Source organism: Streptomyces sp. AC558_RSS880 (genome assembly GCF_019049255.1).
Taxonomy (GTDB): domain Bacteria; phylum Actinomycetota; class Actinomycetes; order Streptomycetales; family Streptomycetaceae; genus Streptomyces.
This window is the reverse complement of the sequence record NZ_JAGMUJ010000010.1, coordinates 23433-37599: the sequence shown is the minus strand read 5'-3', so window position 1 is coordinate 37599 and position 14167 is coordinate 23433. Positions and strand designations below refer to the sequence as shown.

The following is a 14167-nucleotide window of genomic DNA, read 5'->3' as shown; positions in this document are numbered from 1 at the left end:
CGACCCCCGCTCTCCCCCCCGGCGGGGGTCGTCGCATGTCCGGGTGGGTTTTCTCCCTTCTTCTCGTGGTTGGTGCACCTCGTCGGTACCGGGCGCGCTTCCTTCTGTCATGAGCATGAGTAGTTACCCGCGGTAGTCGTCGGACTGCTCTACGGGAGTCGCACAGGGGGTGTGCGGGACTCACCGGTATGGGTGACCGCGATATTCACAGGCGTCGACTCGTCCACAGTTATCGACCAAGATCCACATGCTTTTCCGGATCGCCGCATCGTGATTCCGACGCGCCCGTTCGCCGCGAGTTCACACCCGGTTCCGTTTGTCGGGGCGCGTACGGCCGGTTTCCGCCGGCCGTTCAAAGGAGAACCGCTTGCCGGCTCTTCGCACATCTGGGAATCGCGGGGCCGCAGGGGCTGCGCGAGAGATGCAGCAAAGGGGGACGAACATGTCCGGAACCATCACCCACGATCCGCCGCCGGCCACCGGAGGAGGCAGGCCGGGCGCACCGCTGATCGTCACCGAGGACGCCGGGCTCCTCGACGACCTGCTGCGCCTGTGCGCGGCGGCCGGCGCCACACCGGAGGTCCATCACACGGTGCCGGAACCGAGGGGCAGCTGGGAGGCCGCACCACTCGTCCTGGTCGGGGACGACGCCGCGCGACGGGTGCGCGGGGCGGCACGCCGGCCGGGAGTGGTGCTGGTCGGCCGCGACCAGGACGATCCCGGGGTCTGGCGGCGGGCCGTCGAGATCGGCGCCGACCACGTCCTGATGCTGCCCGACGGCGAGCAGTGGCTGGTCGACCGCATCGCCGACGTGGCCGAAGGCGTCGGACGGCCCGCCCTGACCGTCGGCGTCATCGGCGGCCGGGGCGGCGCCGGAGCGTCCACGCTCGCGTGCGCGCTCGCCGTCACCTCCGCGCGGGAGGGACTGCGCACCCTTCTCGTGGACGCCGATCCGCTGGGCGGCGGACTCGACGTGGCCCTCGGGGGCGAGACGGCCAAAGGGCTGCGCTGGCCGGCGTTCGCCGCGTCACACGGCCGGGTCGGCGGCGGCGCCCTGGAGGAGTCGCTGCCGGAACTGCACTCGCTGCGGGTGCTCAGCTGGGACCGCGGCGACTGTCTCGCCGTACCGCCCAGGGCCGTGCGAGCGGTGCTCGCCGCGGCGCGGCGCGGGGGCGGCACCGTCGTGGTCGACCTGCCGCGCCGCGTCGACGACGGTGTCGCCGAGGTCCTCGCCCAGCTCGACCTCGGGCTCCTCGTGGTCCCCGCGGAACTGCGCGCCGTCGCGGCGGCGGGCCGCGTCGCCTCCGCCGTGGGCATGGTCCTGCGTGATCTGCGGGTGGCGGTGCGCGGGCCGTACGCGCCGGGACTGAACGACCGCGAGGTGGCCCGGCTGCTCGGGCTGCCCCTCGCCGGAGACGTGCCCGTCGAGCCCGCCCTGCGACGCCCGTACGAGTCGGGCCGGCCGCCCGGGGCCTCGGGCCGGGGCCCGCTGGCCCGTTTCTGCAAGGAGTTCTGGGAGCGGGCGCTGGTGGAGGCGAGGGCGGCATGAGGAGGCCGGTGATGAGCGCGGCGGTCATGCCTCCCGGCCTGCTCGACGGGGTGCGGCGGTGGCTGGCGGAGAGCGGGGCCGAGCCGACGCCCGCGCGGGTGGCGCAGGCGCTGCGTGACCAGGGGCGGGTGCTCGGTGACGCAGAAGTGCTCGGGGCGGCCGAGCAGTTGCGGTCCGAGCTGGTCGGCAGCGGGCCGCTGGAGCGGCTCCTGTCCGAGCCCTCGGTGACCGACGTGCTGGTGTCGGCGCCGGACCGGGTCTGGGTGGACCGGGGCGGAGGGCTGGAACTGACAGAGGTGGCCTTCCCCGACGAGACGGCCGTCCGGCGCCTCGCCCAGCGGCTCGCCGCCGTGGCCGGCCGGCGCCTGGACGACGCCCGGCCCTGGGTCGACGCGCGGCTGCCCGACGGGACCAGACTGCACGCGGTACTGCCCCCGGTGGCCGTCGGCTGCACCTGCCTGTCGCTACGGGTCGTACGACCGCGTGCCTTCACCCTCGACGAGCTCGTGGCGGCAGGGACGGTCCCGCCGGGTGGGGACCGCGTGCTGCGGGCACTGCTGGACGCGCGGCTGTCGTTCCTCGTCAGCGGGGGCACCGGCAGCGGCAAGACGACCTTGCTGAGCGCGCTGCTGGGGCTGGTCGGGCCGGACGAGCGCATCGTCCTGGCCGAGGACTCGGCGGAACTGCGGCCCGATCACCCGCACGTCGTGCGCCTGGAGACCAGACCCGCCAACCAGGAGGGCGCGGGCCTCGTCACTCTCGAGGACCTGGTGCGGCAGGCGCTGCGGATGCGGCCGGACCGGCTGGTCGTCGGTGAGGTGCGCGGCCCGGAGGTGATCCATCTGCTGGCCGCCCTCAACACGGGCCACGACGGCTCGGGAACGGTCCATGCCAACGCCGCCACCGACGTGCCGGCCCGGCTGGAGGCGCTCGGCACGGCCGCCGGACTCGACCGGTTCGCCCTGCACAGTCAGGTGGCGGCAGCCCTCTCGGTGGTGCTGCACCTCGTACGCGACCGGAGCGGGCGGCGGCGGATCGCGGAGGTGCACGTGCTGGAACGGGACCAGTCGGGGTTGGTGCGGACGGTGCCGGCGCTGCGGTGGGGCCCGCAGGCCTTCACCCGGGAGCGGGGATGGCAGCGCCTGCGGGAGCTGCTCCGGAACGGGGACGCCGGCGGACCGGGCGAGAGGACCGGGTACGACGGCGGACCGGGCGAGAGGACCGTGGGATGAACGGGACGACCGAGGTGTCGACGGGGGCGGCCGTGGCGTGCCTGGGGACCGCGGCCTGGCTGCTGGGCGGCGGGCGTGCCGGGGCCGGGCGGGCGCGACTGCTGCTGGCCGGCGGAGGCGAGGTGGGCGGCGGACCGCCGGGGTGGCCCCGGATGATCCGGACGTGGGGACGGGTGCGCGGGCGGCTGCGGGCCGAGTGGTGGTCGTTGGCCGCCGGCCTGGTGTCGGCGGTGCTGGGCACGTCGCCGCTGCCGGTCGTCGCGGGGGCGGCCGGGGTGCTTCTGCTGAGGCGGGTGCGGCGGGCCGCCGGGGAACGCCGGGCGCGGGAGGACCGTGGCGACGCGGTGATCGCGTTGTGCGGGGCGCTCGCCGGGGAGGTGCGCGCCGGGCGGCAACCGGGTGAGGCGCTGCTGTCGGCCGCGCGGGACTCCGGTGGGCTCGGTGACATGCAGGCGACGGTGCTGGCGGCGGCGCGCTTCGGCGGGGACGTCCCGAAGGCGCTCGCGGAGGCGGCACGGCGGCCGGGTGCCGAAGGGCTGCGGGGACTCGCCGCGTGCTGGCGGGTGGCGGTGGACCAGGGAGCCGGGCTCGCGGCCGGGCTCGACCGGCTGGAAGCGGCGCTGCGTGCCGAACGGGACCAGCGGGCCGATCTGCGTGCCCAGTTGGCCGGCGCCCGCGCGACGGCGGTGCTGCTCGCCGGGCTCCCGGTCGTGGGCCTGGCGCTCGGTGCGGCTCTCGGCGCCGACCCGCTGCGCGTCCTGCTGCACACACCGTCGGGACTGGCCTGTCTGGCGGCCGGCGGGGTGCTGGAGGGCCTGGGGCTGTGGTGGGCACTGTGGATCATGCGGGGCGCCGAGGAGGCGGCGGCATGAGCGGGGACCTCGTCCACAGGCTGGGGGCAGTGGGGGGAGCGGTGTGCGCGCTCGCCTGGCTGGCGGAGTGGTGGGGCCGCACGCGGCGCGAGCGGAGAGGACGGCGGAGACTGGCCGGGGTGCTGTCCCTGGAGCAGGCGGCGACTGCCTCGCACCTCACGCTGCTGCGTGCCGCGCGGAGTTGGCTGCCGTACGCGGGTGTGGCGGGTGCCGGGTGGGTGCTGGTGGGCGGTCCCGTCGGAGCGGTGGTGGGGCCGGCTGTCGCGGCCGGACTGTGGCGGTGGCGTCTGTGGCGGACGGCGGCCGCTCCGCACACGCGGGAGCCCGGCACCGCCGGGGCGGAACAGCAACTGCCGCTCGCCGCCGATCTGCTGTCCGCCTGCATCGCGGCGGGCGCCGGCCCGGTACTCGCCGCGCAGGCCGTCGGAGAGACCTTGGGCGGGCCGGTCGGGGAGGCGCTGGCGCGGGGCGCGGCGGAGGTGCGGCTCGGTGGTGAACCGGCCGCGGCGTGGCACCGGCTGGCGTCGTTACCGGGCGCCCGGCCCCTGGCCCGGCTGCTGGAGCGGGCCGATGCGTCCGGACTTCCCCTGGCCGCTCCCGTGGCCCGGCTCGCCGCCGAGGCCCGCGCGGAGTGGACCCGCGCGGCGACGGCACGGGCCCGGCGGGCGGCCGTCATGGTCAGCGCGCCGGTGGGGCTGTGTTTCCTGCCCGCGTTCATCGCGGTCGGCGTGCTGCCCGTGGTGATCGGGCTCGCGGGCGGAGTGCTGGGAGGAGGTGGCGCCTGACGGAAGACGACCGGTGGAAGCAACGGGAACTACGAGATCAATGCGACTTCTCCTCATGGGGGTTGAGATGTATCAGGCGATGCGGGCACGACTGCGTGCCCTGGTGTGCAAGGTGCGTACGGCACGGAAGGACGCCGGAATGGTGACTTCGGAGTACGCGATGGGCATCGTGGCGGCGGTGGCGTTCTCCGTCGTGCTCTACAAGGTGGTCACCAGCGGACCGGTCAGCACGGCGCTGCGGAACATCGTGCAGCAGGCACTCGATGGCCGGATGTGAACGGCGTGCGGACCGCGGGTTCGTGACGGCGGAGTCGGCCATGGTGCTGCCCGTGCTGGTGATGTTCGCGACGGCGCTGGTCTGGGGCCTGCTGGTGGTGGCGGCGCAGATCCAGTGTGTGGACGCGGCGCGCGCCGGGGCCCGCGCTGCGGCCCGGCAGGATGCCCCTGACGCCGTCGTCGAGGTGACCCGCGCGGCGGCACCGCCCGGCGCGAGAGTCACGGTGAGCCGGGAGGCCGATCAGGTCCGGGTGGTCGTCGAGGCCAGGCCCCCGGTCCTGCACGGACTGCCCTTCGGCCTGCGGGAGGAGGCCGTCGCCGCGGTGGAGGAGACGGTGAGGGCGGCGACGTGAGGGCCCGGTTCCGGGAGTGGTGGCCGGGATGCGGCCGACGGCGCGCGCGGTGTTCCGACCGAGGGTCGGCGACCGTCTGGAGCGTCGGTGTGATCGCCGTGCTGTGTGTGGTGTTCGGTGTCGTCCTCGCCCTGGGACACGCCGTCGTGGTCCGGCACCGGGCGGCCGGCGGCGCGGATCTGGCGGCGCTCGCGGCGGCGGACCACTGGACGGAGGGCGCTGAGGCGGCCTGCGCCCGGGCGGACCGGGTGGCCCGGGCACAGGGCACGCGGCTCGTACGGTGCGTGATCACCGGCGAGGTGTCGGACGTGTCGGTGGCGTCAGGCCGGGGGCCGTTCGCGGCGGAGATCAGGGCCCGGGCGGGTCCTGCCGGCCCGGCGGAACCACCGCTTCCGGCGCCGGGTCCCGACTACGTCCCAGCAGCCCCGGACGCCCCGGACGCACCCTCCTCCCCCTTCACCTCCTCCGGTGCGCCCTCGAGCAGCACCGTGAGGAGTCGTACCGCGCCCCGCTTGTGCAGCGGATCGTTGCCGTTGCCGCACTTGGGGGACTGGATGCAGGAGGGGCAGCCGGCGTCGCACTCGCAGGAGGCGATGGCCTGGCGGGTGGCGGTGAGCCAGGCACGGGCGGTGTGGAAGGCGCGTTCCGCGAAGCCCGCGCCGCCCGGGTGGCCGTCGTAGACGAAGACCGTGGGCAGCAGCGTGTCGGGGTGCAGCGGGACCGAGACACCGCCGATGTCCCAGCGGTCGCAGGTCGCGAAGAGCGGCAGCATGCCGATGGAGGCGTGCTCGGCGGCGTGCAGCGCACCGCCGAGGATCTCCGGGTTGATCCGGGCCCGGTCCAGCTGGTCCTCGGTGACCGTCCACCACACCGCGCGGGTGCGCAGCGTACGAGGAGGGAGGTCGAGCTTCGTCTCGCCCAGCACTTCGCCGGTGATGACCCGTCGGCGCAGGAAGGAGACCACTTGGTTGGTGACCTCGACGGAGCCGTAGCACAGGCGGCCGTCGCCCCACGGGATCTCGGTGTCCGTCTCCAGCACGGAGATCGACGTCGTGTCCCGGGCCACCGTCGTGTACGTCGGGGTCGCCCGTTCGACCAACGCGACGGAGTCCTCCAGGTCGAGCGAGCGGACGAGGTACGTCAGCCCTTGGTGCAGGTGGACCGCGCCCTCGTGGACGCTCGTGTGCGCCGCGCCCGCGTCGACCGTGCCGAGCAGCCTGCCCGTACCGGCCTCGACGACCTGGACCGGCCGTCCGCCCTGCCCCCGGATGTCGGTCAGGTCGGCGGCCCGCTCCCGGCGGGTCCAGTGCCAGGCCTTCGTCCGCCGGCGCAGCAGCTTCGCGGCCTCCAGTTGCGGGAGCAGCTCCGCGGTGGCCGGGCCGAACAGGTCCAGGTCCTCCTCGGTCAGCGGCAGTTCCTCGGCCGCCGCGCACAGGTGCGGGGCGAGCACGTAGGGGTTGTCGGGGTCGAGGACGGTGGACTCCACGGGCCGGTCGAAGAGGGCCTCGGGGTGGTGGACGAGGAAGGTGTCCAGGGGGTCGTCGCGGGCGACCAGGACGGCGAGGGCGCCCTGCCCGGACCGTCCCGCGCGTCCGGCCTGCTGCCACAGAGAGGCGCGGGTGCCCGGATAGCCGGCGATCACCACGGCGTCCAGACCGGAGACGTCCACGCCGAGTTCGAGGGCGTTCGTCGCGGCGAGGCCGAGCAGTTCGCCGGAGTGCAGGGCGCGTTCCAGGGCGCGGCGCTCCTCGGGGAGGTAGCCGCCCCGGTACGCCGCCACCCGCCGGGACAGCGAGCGGTCGACCTCGGCGAGGCGTTCCTGGGTGATCACGGAGATCAGCTCGGCGCCGCGCCGGGAGCGTACGAAGGCGACCGAGCGGATGCCCTGCACGGTGAGGTCGGTCAGCAGGTCGGCGGCCTCGGCGGTGGCCGTGCGGCGGACCGGTGCGCCCCTCTCACCGTGCAGCTCGGTCAGCGGCGGCTCCCAGAGGGCGAACACCAGTTCACCGCGTGGTGAGGCGTCGTCGGCCACCTCCACGACCGGCAGGCCGGTGAGGCGGCGGGCGGCGACCGCGGGCTCGGCGGCGGTCGCGGAGGCCAGCAGGAAGACGGGCGAGGCGCCGTAGCGGGCGCACAGGCGGCGCAGCCGGCGCAGGACCTGGGCGACGTGCGAGCCGAAGACGCCCCGGTAGGTGTGGCACTCGTCGACGACGACGTACTTCAGCGCCTTGAGGAAGGAGGACCAGCGGGGATGGGAGGGCAGGATGCCCCGGTGCAGCATGTCCGGGTTGGTCAGCACGTAGTTGGCGTACTGGCGGATCCACTCACGTTCCTCGAACGGAGTGTCGCCGTCGTGGACGGCCGCGCGCACCGAATGGCCCAGTGGGTGTGAAAGTTCCTTCACGGACCGGCACTGGTCCGCCGCGAGGGCCTTCGTGGGCGCGAGGTACAGGGCGGTCGCGCCGCGGCCGTTCGGGGCCTCGGCGCCGTCCAGGAGCGTGGACAGGACGGGCACGAGGTACGCCAGGGACTTGCCGGACGCGGTGCCGGTGGCGACCACGACGGACTCGCCGTCCAGGGCGTGCTCGGCGGCGTGTGCCTGGTGGGCCCAGGGGTGTTCGACACCCGCGGCCCGCACGGCGGCGAGGACCTCCGGACGGATCCGGTCCGGCCAGACGGCATGGCGGCCCTCGCGCGGGGGCAAGTGCTCCGTATGAGTGATGCGCGAAGCCCGGTTCGGTCCGGACGCGAGCCGGTCCAGGACCGCGCCCGGGGCGGGCCCGGACGGGAGGTCCGTCGGGGGTCGATCGGATCGGTGATTCTTGGCCATCGGCACCGAGTGTGTCACTGGCGTGACGGACAATGGGGCCAAGGCGTCGTGCACGCCTGCCGGTAAGTGATTGAATGCCATCGCGGCTGGCGAACCGTCCCGGGGGCTGAGCCGAGATGCCCCAAGGGCGACCGCTCGATAGCTAGGTGCTGGAGGATCCGTGGACCTGTCCCTGTCGACCGAGACCATGGGCGATCGCACGATCGTCAGGGTCGGTGGCGAAATCGACGTATATACCGCGCCCAAGCTGCGCGAGCAGCTGGTCGAGCTGGTGAACGACGGCAGTTTCCACCTTGTCGTCGACATGGAAGGTGTGGACTTCCTCGACTCCACCGGACTCGGCGTGCTGGTCGGCGGCCTGAAGCGCGTCCGTGCCCATGAGGGCTCACTGCGCCTGGTCTGCAACCAGGAGCGTATTCTCAAGATCTTCCGCATTACCGGCCTCACCAAGGTGTTCCCGATCCACACCTCGGTCGAGGAAGCGGTGGCGGCCACCGACTGACCACCCCGCTCCCGGGCCATGTGCCCGGGCGGCGGAAGAGAACACAAGAGGAGGGCCGGGCTTTCGGCGGCCCGGCCTCTCCACAGCACGCCCGTAGTCGCGAGGGGGATGCATGGCCACCGTCGAACTCCGCTTCAGCGCGCTGCCCGAGCACGTCAGGACCGCCCGGCTCGTGGCGGCGGCGGTAGCGCGCAGGGCCGGAGTGGACGAGGCCGTCCTCGACGAGGTCAGGCTCGCCGTCGGCGAGGCGTGCAGCCGGGCCGTGGGACTGCACCGGGTCGGTGGCATCTCGGCACCCGTGAAGGTGCTGCTGATCGAGGAGGAGAAGCAGTTCTCCATCGAGGTCGGCGACGAGGCGCCCCATGCGGTCCCCGGCGAGCGGGCGCCCGGTGAGATGCCGGGCGACGCCGACGCGGAGACCGAGGAGGACGAGATGGGCCTCGCGGTCATCAGCGGACTCGTCGACGACGTCGAGGTCAGCGCGGGGGAGCACGGCGGATCGATCCGCATGAGGTGGCCCACCGTGCCGCCGGCCGGCCTCCTCGCCTGACCGCTTCACCCGGACGGCGACTTTTTTCCGAAGGGCCCCCTCGTGGGGCCCTTCGTCATGTGCGGGTGTCAGTGCTCGCGCTTACAGTGGTCTCGTGCGGTTGATCGCGTGAATTCTTTCACGACCGGCCGTGCCATGGAAATGCGATCACGTGAATGCGTCAAAGGCATTACCGATTTCCGGTCGCCGGGCGCCCGGCGATCATTATGGAAGAGTGCGTGCGGGACATTTACATTTCCCGTGCTCTGTTTTGACCGGCTTCCGGTACCTACAATCCCGTCCACATCTTGAGCTCAGCCCAAGCGTCAAGGAGGACGAATGGCGGGGCTTTCCATCACACAAGAGTCGGGACCGTCCACATCCCTCGCGGCCGCCGTGCTGACCGATGACAACCGCCTGCTCGTGGTGGTCATCGGCGTCGTCGCGCTGGCGGCGCTGGTGGTCGCGGGAGTCCTGGTGCGCCAGGTTCTCGCGGCCGGCGAGGGCACCGACAGCATGAAGAAGATCGCGGCAGCGGTCCAGGAGGGCGCGAACGCCTATCTGGCCCGCCAGTTGCGCACCCTCGGCGTATTCGCCGTGGTCGTGTTCTTCCTGCTCATGCTGCTGCCCGCGGACGACTGGAATCAGCGCGCCGGACGGTCGGTGTTCTTCTTGATCGGAGCGGCGTTCTCGGCGGCCACCGGCTATATCGGTATGTGGCTCGCCGTGCGCAGCAATGTGCGGGTCGCGGCGGCGGCGCGCGAAGCGACTCCGGCCGAGGGCGAGCCGGAAAAGGATCTCACCGCCGTCTCGCACAAAGCGATGAAGATCGCTTTCCGTACGGGCGGTGTCGTCGGCATGTTCACCGTCGGCCTCGGCCTGCTGGGTGCCTCCTGTGTGGTGCTGGTGTACGCGGCCGACGCCCCGAAGGTGCTCGAGGGGTTCGGTCTCGGGGCCGCGCTGATCGCGATGTTCATGCGGGTCGGCGGCGGCATCTTCACCAAGGCCGCCGATGTCGGCGCCGACCTGGTCGGCAAGGTCGAGCAGGGCATTCCGGAGGACGATCCGCGCAATGCCGCGACCATCGCCGACAACGTGGGCGACAACGTCGGCGACTGCGCGGGCATGGCGGCCGACCTGTTCGAGTCGTACGCCGTGACCCTGGTGGCCGCGCTGATCCTGGGCTCGGCGGCGTTCGGCGACGCCGGGCTCGCCTTCCCGCTGCTGGTGCCCGCCATCGGTGTGCTCACCGCGATGGCCGGCATCTTCGCGGTGGCCCCGAGGCGCGCCGACCGCAGCGGCATGAGCGCGATCAACCGGGGGTTCTTCATCTCCGCGCTGATCTCGCTCGTCCTGGTCGCGATCGCCGTGTTCGTCTACCTGCCGTCGTCGTACGCCGATCTCGACGGCGTCACCGACGAGGCGATCCTGGGCAAGGACGGCGACCCGCGGCTCCTCGCGTTCGTCGCGGTGGCCATCGGCATCGTGCTCGCGGCCCTCATCCAGCAGCTCACCGGCTACTTCACCGAGACCACCCGGCGTCCCGTGCGGGACATCGGCAAGACCTCGCTCACCGGCCCGGCCACGGTCGTTCTGTCCGGTATCTCGATCGGCCTCGAATCGGCCGTCTACACCGCCTTGTTGATCGGCCTCGGTGTCTACGGGGCGTTCCTGCTCGGCGGTGCGTCGATCATGCTGGCGCTGTTCGCGGTGGCGCTGGCCGGCACCGGACTGCTCACCACGGTCGGCGTGATCGTCGCGATGGACACCTTCGGCCCGGTCTCCGACAACGCGCAGGGCATCGCCGAGATGTCCGGCGACGTCAAGGGCGCGGGCGCCCAGGTGCTCACCGATCTGGACGCGGTCGGCAACACCACCAAGGCCATCACCAAGGGCATCGCGATCGCCACGGCCGTACTGGCGGCGGCGGCGCTGTTCGGCTCGTACCGGGACGCCATCACCACCGGCGCGCGGGACGTGGGCGAGAGGCTCAGCGGTGAGGGCGCGCCGATGAGCCTGATGATGGACATCTCCCAGCCCAACAACCTCGTCGGTCTGATCGCGGGCGCGGCGGTCGTCTTCCTCTTCTCGGGGCTGGCGATCAACGCGGTGTCGCGGTCGGCGGGTTCGGTGGTCTACGAGGTGCGGCGGCAGTTCCGCGAGAAGCCCGGGATCATGGACTACAGCGAGGAGCCGGAGTACGGCAAGGTCGTCGACATCTGCACCAAGGACGCCCTGCGCGAGCTCGCCACACCCGGACTGCTCGCCGTGATGGCGCCCATCTTCATCGGGTTCACGCTCGGCGTCGGCGCCCTGGGCGCCTTCCTCGCGGGCGCGATCGGCGCGGGCACCCTGATGGCGGTGTTCCTCGCCAACTCCGGTGGTGCCTGGGACAACGCGAAGAAACTCGTCGAGGACGGCCACCACGGCGGCAAGGGCAGCGAGGCCCATGCGGCCACCGTCATCGGCGACACCGTCGGCGACCCCTTCAAGGACACCGCCGGACCGGCGATCAACCCCCTGCTGAAGGTGATGAACCTGGTGGCGCTGCTCATCGCGCCCGCGGTCATCAAGTTCTCCTACGGCGCGGACAAGAGCGTCGGGATGCGGGTGCTCATCGCGGTCCTGGCGCTGCTCGTGATAGTCGGCGCGGTGTACGTGTCCAAGCGGCGCGGCATCGCGGTGGAGGACGAGGACGACCCCGAGCCGGAGCCCAAATCGGTGGATCCGGCGGTGGTTTCCTAGAGCCGGACGGCGGACACCGGACCAAGGTGCGGGCGGGCGACGCGCATTGACGTGCCGTCCGCCCTTTCCCTGTGCGCGGAACCAGTGCCGTGAGCCTTCTCTCGCGTGGTGCAAATGGCTTCAAAAGTTCCATATCGGATGTTCGACGGGTGGGTGTAGGCCATCTGGCGTGTATGTTCCGGGGCCGAAGGCCATGGAAGGGACCAATCCGGTGAACAAGAAGCTCGCGGCCGCACTGTCCGGCGGTGCGGTACTGGTACTGGCGCTGACGGGATGCGGCGGCGACGACAACAACGAGAAGCTGGACGCCTGGGCGAAGCAGGTCTGCGACGCGGTGCAGCCGCAGGCCGCGAAGATCAAATCGGCCAACGCCGCGATCCAGAAGGAGACCTCGGACAACAGCACGCCGGAAGAGGTCCAGAAGGCCGACTCGAAGGCCTTCCAGGACATGTCCGACGCCTACAAGGCGATCGGCGCCGCCGTGAGCAAGGCCGGGGCGCCGGACGTCGAGAACGGGGAGAAGAAGCAGACGGACGCGGTCAAGGAGCTCAACGGGATCTCCGCGTCGTACGCCTCGCTGAAGAAGCAGGTCGACGGTCTCGACACGGACGACCAGGCGGAGTTCGCCGACGGCCTGAAGGACATCGCCGCCGAGCTGGACAAGCTCGGCAAGAGCGGCAGCGACGCCCTCAGCACGCTGGAGGAGGGCGAGGTCGGCGAGGCGATGTCCCGGCAGCCCAGCTGCCGGACGGCCACCGCGACGGCGGGAGCCACCAAGAGCTGACGCCGCGACAGCGGCCGCGGGGACGCGCCGGGTGAGGGCGGCGGCCACAATGGAGGGCGTGAGTGACGCCAGCCTGCCGCCCCTGCCCTCGTCCGACCGTCCCGAAGCCGCCGCCCGGCTGCGGGACGCGCTGCTCGGAGCCTCCTTCACCGCCGACGGACTGCTCGAACTGCTCGGCGCGCCCGCGTACGCGGCGCTGGCCCGCAGCGAGACCGTGCCCGCCCTGAGGGTCACCCGCGGGGACACGCCGCTGGAGGTGCTCGTACGGCTGTTCCTGTTGCAGCAGCCCGTGCCGCACGCGCGCGTGGCGGACGTCCTGCCCGTGGACGTCTGCCTGGAGAGCGGATGGCTCACGCGTGCCGGCGCGGACGATCTCACCGCGACCGTGGACGTACGGCCGTACGGCGGGCCGGGCGGCGAGGACTGGTTCATCGTGTCCGACCTCGGATGCGCGGTCGGCGGCGCCGGGGGCATCGGCAGCCATGACGAGGGCGTCGTGCTCGGCGTCGGCGGGGCGTCCACGACCCTGGCCGGCATCACCGTCCGTACGCCCGTGGCCTCCGCGCTCGACCTCGGCACCGGCTCCGGCATCCAGGCACTGCACGCCGCCCGGCACGCCACGCGCGTGACGGCCACCGACGTCAACCCGCGCGCCCTGCACATCACCGCGCTCACCCTGGCCCTCTCCGGGGTCCCGGCCGCCGACCTGCGCGAGGGCTCGCTGTTCACGCCGGTCCGGGACGGCGAGACGTACGACCTGATCGTGTCCAATCCGCCGTTCGTGATCTCGCCGGGCGCCCGGCTCACCTACCGCGACGGCGGGATGGGCGGGGACGATCTGTGCCGCACGATCGTTCAGGAGGCGGGGGAACGGCTGAACGAGGGCGGGTTCGCGCAGTTCCTCGCCAACTGGCAGCACGTGGAGGGGGAGGACTGGCAGGACAGACTCAGGTCATGGGTGCCCCGCGGGTGCGACGCCTGGATCGTGCAGCGCGAGGTGCAGGACGTCACCCAGTACGCCGAGCTGTGGCTGCGGGACGCGGGCGACCACCGGGGTGACCGGGCCGAGTACCGGGCGCGGTACGACGCGTGGCTGGACGAGTTCGAGGCGCGCAAGGTGAAGGCGGTCGGCTTCGGCTGGATCACCCTGCGCAAGTCGGGCTCCGCCGCGGAGTCGATCACGGTGGAGGAGTGGCCGCACCCGGTCGAGCAGCCGCTCGGTGAGACGGTCCGGGCGCACTTCGACCGGCTCGACTACCTGCGGACGCACGACGACGCGGCGCTCCTCGAAGCGCGCTTCGCGCTGGCCGCCGAGGTGGTGCAGGAGCAGGTCGGGCTGCCCGGTGCCGAGGACCCGGAGCACGTCGTGCTGCGGCAGAACCGGGGGATGCGCCGGGCCACCAAGGTGGACACGATCGGCGCGGGCTTCGCGGGCGTGTGCGACGGCACCATGGGCGCGGGCCGGATCCTGGACGCCATCGCCCAGCTCCTGGGCGAGGACCCCGTGCTGCTGCGCGACCGGACGCCGGCCCAGATCCGGCTGCTCGTGGAGCAGGGATTCCTGGAGCCCGTCGGCTGAGACGGGCGGCGGCGGTCGCACGGGCACCCCGGCAGGCCGGCCCTCATGAGTCACGTCACTGCCTTGTGTCACCTCTTTCACGCCGACCACAGCCGCCGCCCCGGCCCTTTCCCATCGATCCGGAATTTCCG

At 72.7% G+C, this 14167-nt stretch carries 12 protein-coding genes and 1 pseudogene; 12 read left to right on the top strand and 1 reads right to left on the bottom strand.

Annotation, left to right across the window (positions count from 1 at the left end; genetic code table 11):
- Window positions 1–442: 442 nt before the first annotated feature.
- The 7 genes and pseudogenes from ssd to KUM38_RS04535 all read left to right on the top strand — a co-directional run.
- Window positions 443–1549: a septum site-determining protein Ssd gene (gene ssd / locus KUM38_RS04565; RefSeq protein ID WP_217127975.1), complete on the top strand. Its 1107-nt coding sequence runs from the start codon at window positions 443–445 to the stop codon at window positions 1547–1549.
- Between the two features lie 11 nt (window positions 1550–1560).
- Window positions 1561–2781: a TadA family conjugal transfer-associated ATPase gene (locus KUM38_RS04560; protein WP_217127974.1), complete on the top strand. Its 1221-nt coding sequence runs from the start codon at window positions 1561–1563 to the stop codon at window positions 2779–2781.
- Entirely contained in the window at window positions 2778–3653 is an 876-nt protein-coding gene (locus KUM38_RS04555) for a type II secretion system F family protein (protein WP_217127973.1), read from the top strand. The genes KUM38_RS04560 and KUM38_RS04555 overlap by 4 nt, the downstream gene beginning before the upstream one ends.
- Window positions 3650–4438, top strand: a complete 789-nt coding sequence (locus KUM38_RS04550; protein WP_217127972.1) for a type II secretion system F family protein — start codon at window positions 3650–3652, stop codon at window positions 4436–4438. Before KUM38_RS04555 ends, KUM38_RS04550 begins: the two co-directional genes overlap by 4 nt.
- A gap of 67 nt (window positions 4439–4505) precedes the next feature.
- Window positions 4506–4715, top strand: coding sequence for a DUF4244 domain-containing protein (locus KUM38_RS04545; RefSeq protein WP_217127971.1), 210 nt, complete (start codon window positions 4506–4508; stop codon window positions 4713–4715).
- Window positions 4702–5067 (top strand): TadE family type IV pilus minor pilin, encoded by a 366-nt coding sequence (locus KUM38_RS04540; protein WP_217127970.1) that lies wholly within the window; start codon window positions 4702–4704, stop codon window positions 5065–5067. Before KUM38_RS04545 ends, KUM38_RS04540 begins: the two co-directional genes overlap by 14 nt.
- Window positions 5064–5474 (top strand): annotated as a pseudogene (locus KUM38_RS04535) (Rv3654c family TadE-like protein); the annotation flags it as partial. The gene KUM38_RS04540 and the pseudogene KUM38_RS04535, both read left to right, overlap by 4 nt.
- A 2-nt stretch (window positions 5475–5476) precedes the next feature.
- Here the strand turns inward: KUM38_RS04535 and KUM38_RS04530 are convergent.
- Complete coding sequence (locus KUM38_RS04530) at window positions 5477–7978, bottom strand: DEAD/DEAH box helicase (protein ID WP_217127969.1); 2502 nt, start codon at window positions 7976–7978, stop codon at window positions 5477–5479.
- 79 nt (window positions 7979–8057) lie between these two features.
- On the opposite strand from KUM38_RS04530, the gene bldG reads away from it, so the two are divergent.
- From bldG to KUM38_RS04505, 5 genes are all read left to right on the top strand, one after another.
- On the top strand, window positions 8058–8399 hold the full coding sequence (gene bldG, locus KUM38_RS04525; RefSeq protein ID WP_003991900.1) for an anti-sigma factor antagonist BldG: 342 nt from the start codon (window positions 8058–8060) through the stop codon (window positions 8397–8399).
- Between the two features lie 112 nt (window positions 8400–8511).
- Complete coding sequence (locus tag KUM38_RS04520; RefSeq protein ID WP_217127968.1) at window positions 8512–8949, top strand: ATP-binding protein; 438 nt, start codon at window positions 8512–8514, stop codon at window positions 8947–8949.
- Between the two features lie 318 nt (window positions 8950–9267).
- The gene (locus KUM38_RS04515; protein WP_217127967.1) at window positions 9268–11673 is read left to right on the top strand and encodes a sodium-translocating pyrophosphatase; all 2406 of its coding nucleotides are present in this window, start codon (window positions 9268–9270) and stop codon (window positions 11671–11673) included.
- Between the two features lie 193 nt (window positions 11674–11866).
- Entirely contained in the window at window positions 11867–12457 is a 591-nt protein-coding gene (locus KUM38_RS04510; RefSeq protein WP_217127966.1) for a small secreted protein, read from the top strand.
- A gap of 49 nt (window positions 12458–12506) precedes the next feature.
- Complete coding sequence (locus tag KUM38_RS04505; RefSeq protein WP_217127965.1) at window positions 12507–14036, top strand: methyltransferase; 1530 nt, start codon at window positions 12507–12509, stop codon at window positions 14034–14036.
- Window positions 14037–14167 lie beyond the last annotated feature (131 nt).

Coding starts and splice junctions, on each gene's coding strand:
- ssd (WP_217127975.1), top strand. CDS start 443: ATGTCCGGAACCATCACCCACGATCCGCCGCCGGCCACCGGAGGAGGC.
- KUM38_RS04510 (WP_217127966.1), top strand. CDS start 11,867: ATGGAAGGGACCAATCCGGTGAACAAGAAGCTCGCGGCCGCACTGTCC.
- KUM38_RS04505 (WP_217127965.1), top strand. CDS start 12,507: ATGGAGGGCGTGAGTGACGCCAGCCTGCCGCCCCTGCCCTCGTCCGAC.
- KUM38_RS04540 (WP_217127970.1), top strand. CDS start 4,702: ATGGCCGGATGTGAACGGCGTGCGGACCGCGGGTTCGTGACGGCGGAG.
- KUM38_RS04560 (WP_217127974.1), top strand. CDS start 1,561: ATGAGCGCGGCGGTCATGCCTCCCGGCCTGCTCGACGGGGTGCGGCGG.
- KUM38_RS04545 (WP_217127971.1), top strand. CDS start 4,506: ATGTATCAGGCGATGCGGGCACGACTGCGTGCCCTGGTGTGCAAGGTG.
- KUM38_RS04520 (WP_217127968.1), top strand. CDS start 8,512: ATGGCCACCGTCGAACTCCGCTTCAGCGCGCTGCCCGAGCACGTCAGG.
- KUM38_RS04550 (WP_217127972.1), top strand. CDS start 3,650: ATGAGCGGGGACCTCGTCCACAGGCTGGGGGCAGTGGGGGGAGCGGTG.
- KUM38_RS04555 (WP_217127973.1), top strand. CDS start 2,778: ATGAACGGGACGACCGAGGTGTCGACGGGGGCGGCCGTGGCGTGCCTG.
- KUM38_RS04530 (WP_217127969.1), bottom strand. CDS start 7,978: ATGGCATTCAATCACTTACCGGCAGGCGTGCACGACGCCTTGGCCCCA.
- KUM38_RS04515 (WP_217127967.1), top strand. CDS start 9,268: ATGGCGGGGCTTTCCATCACACAAGAGTCGGGACCGTCCACATCCCTC.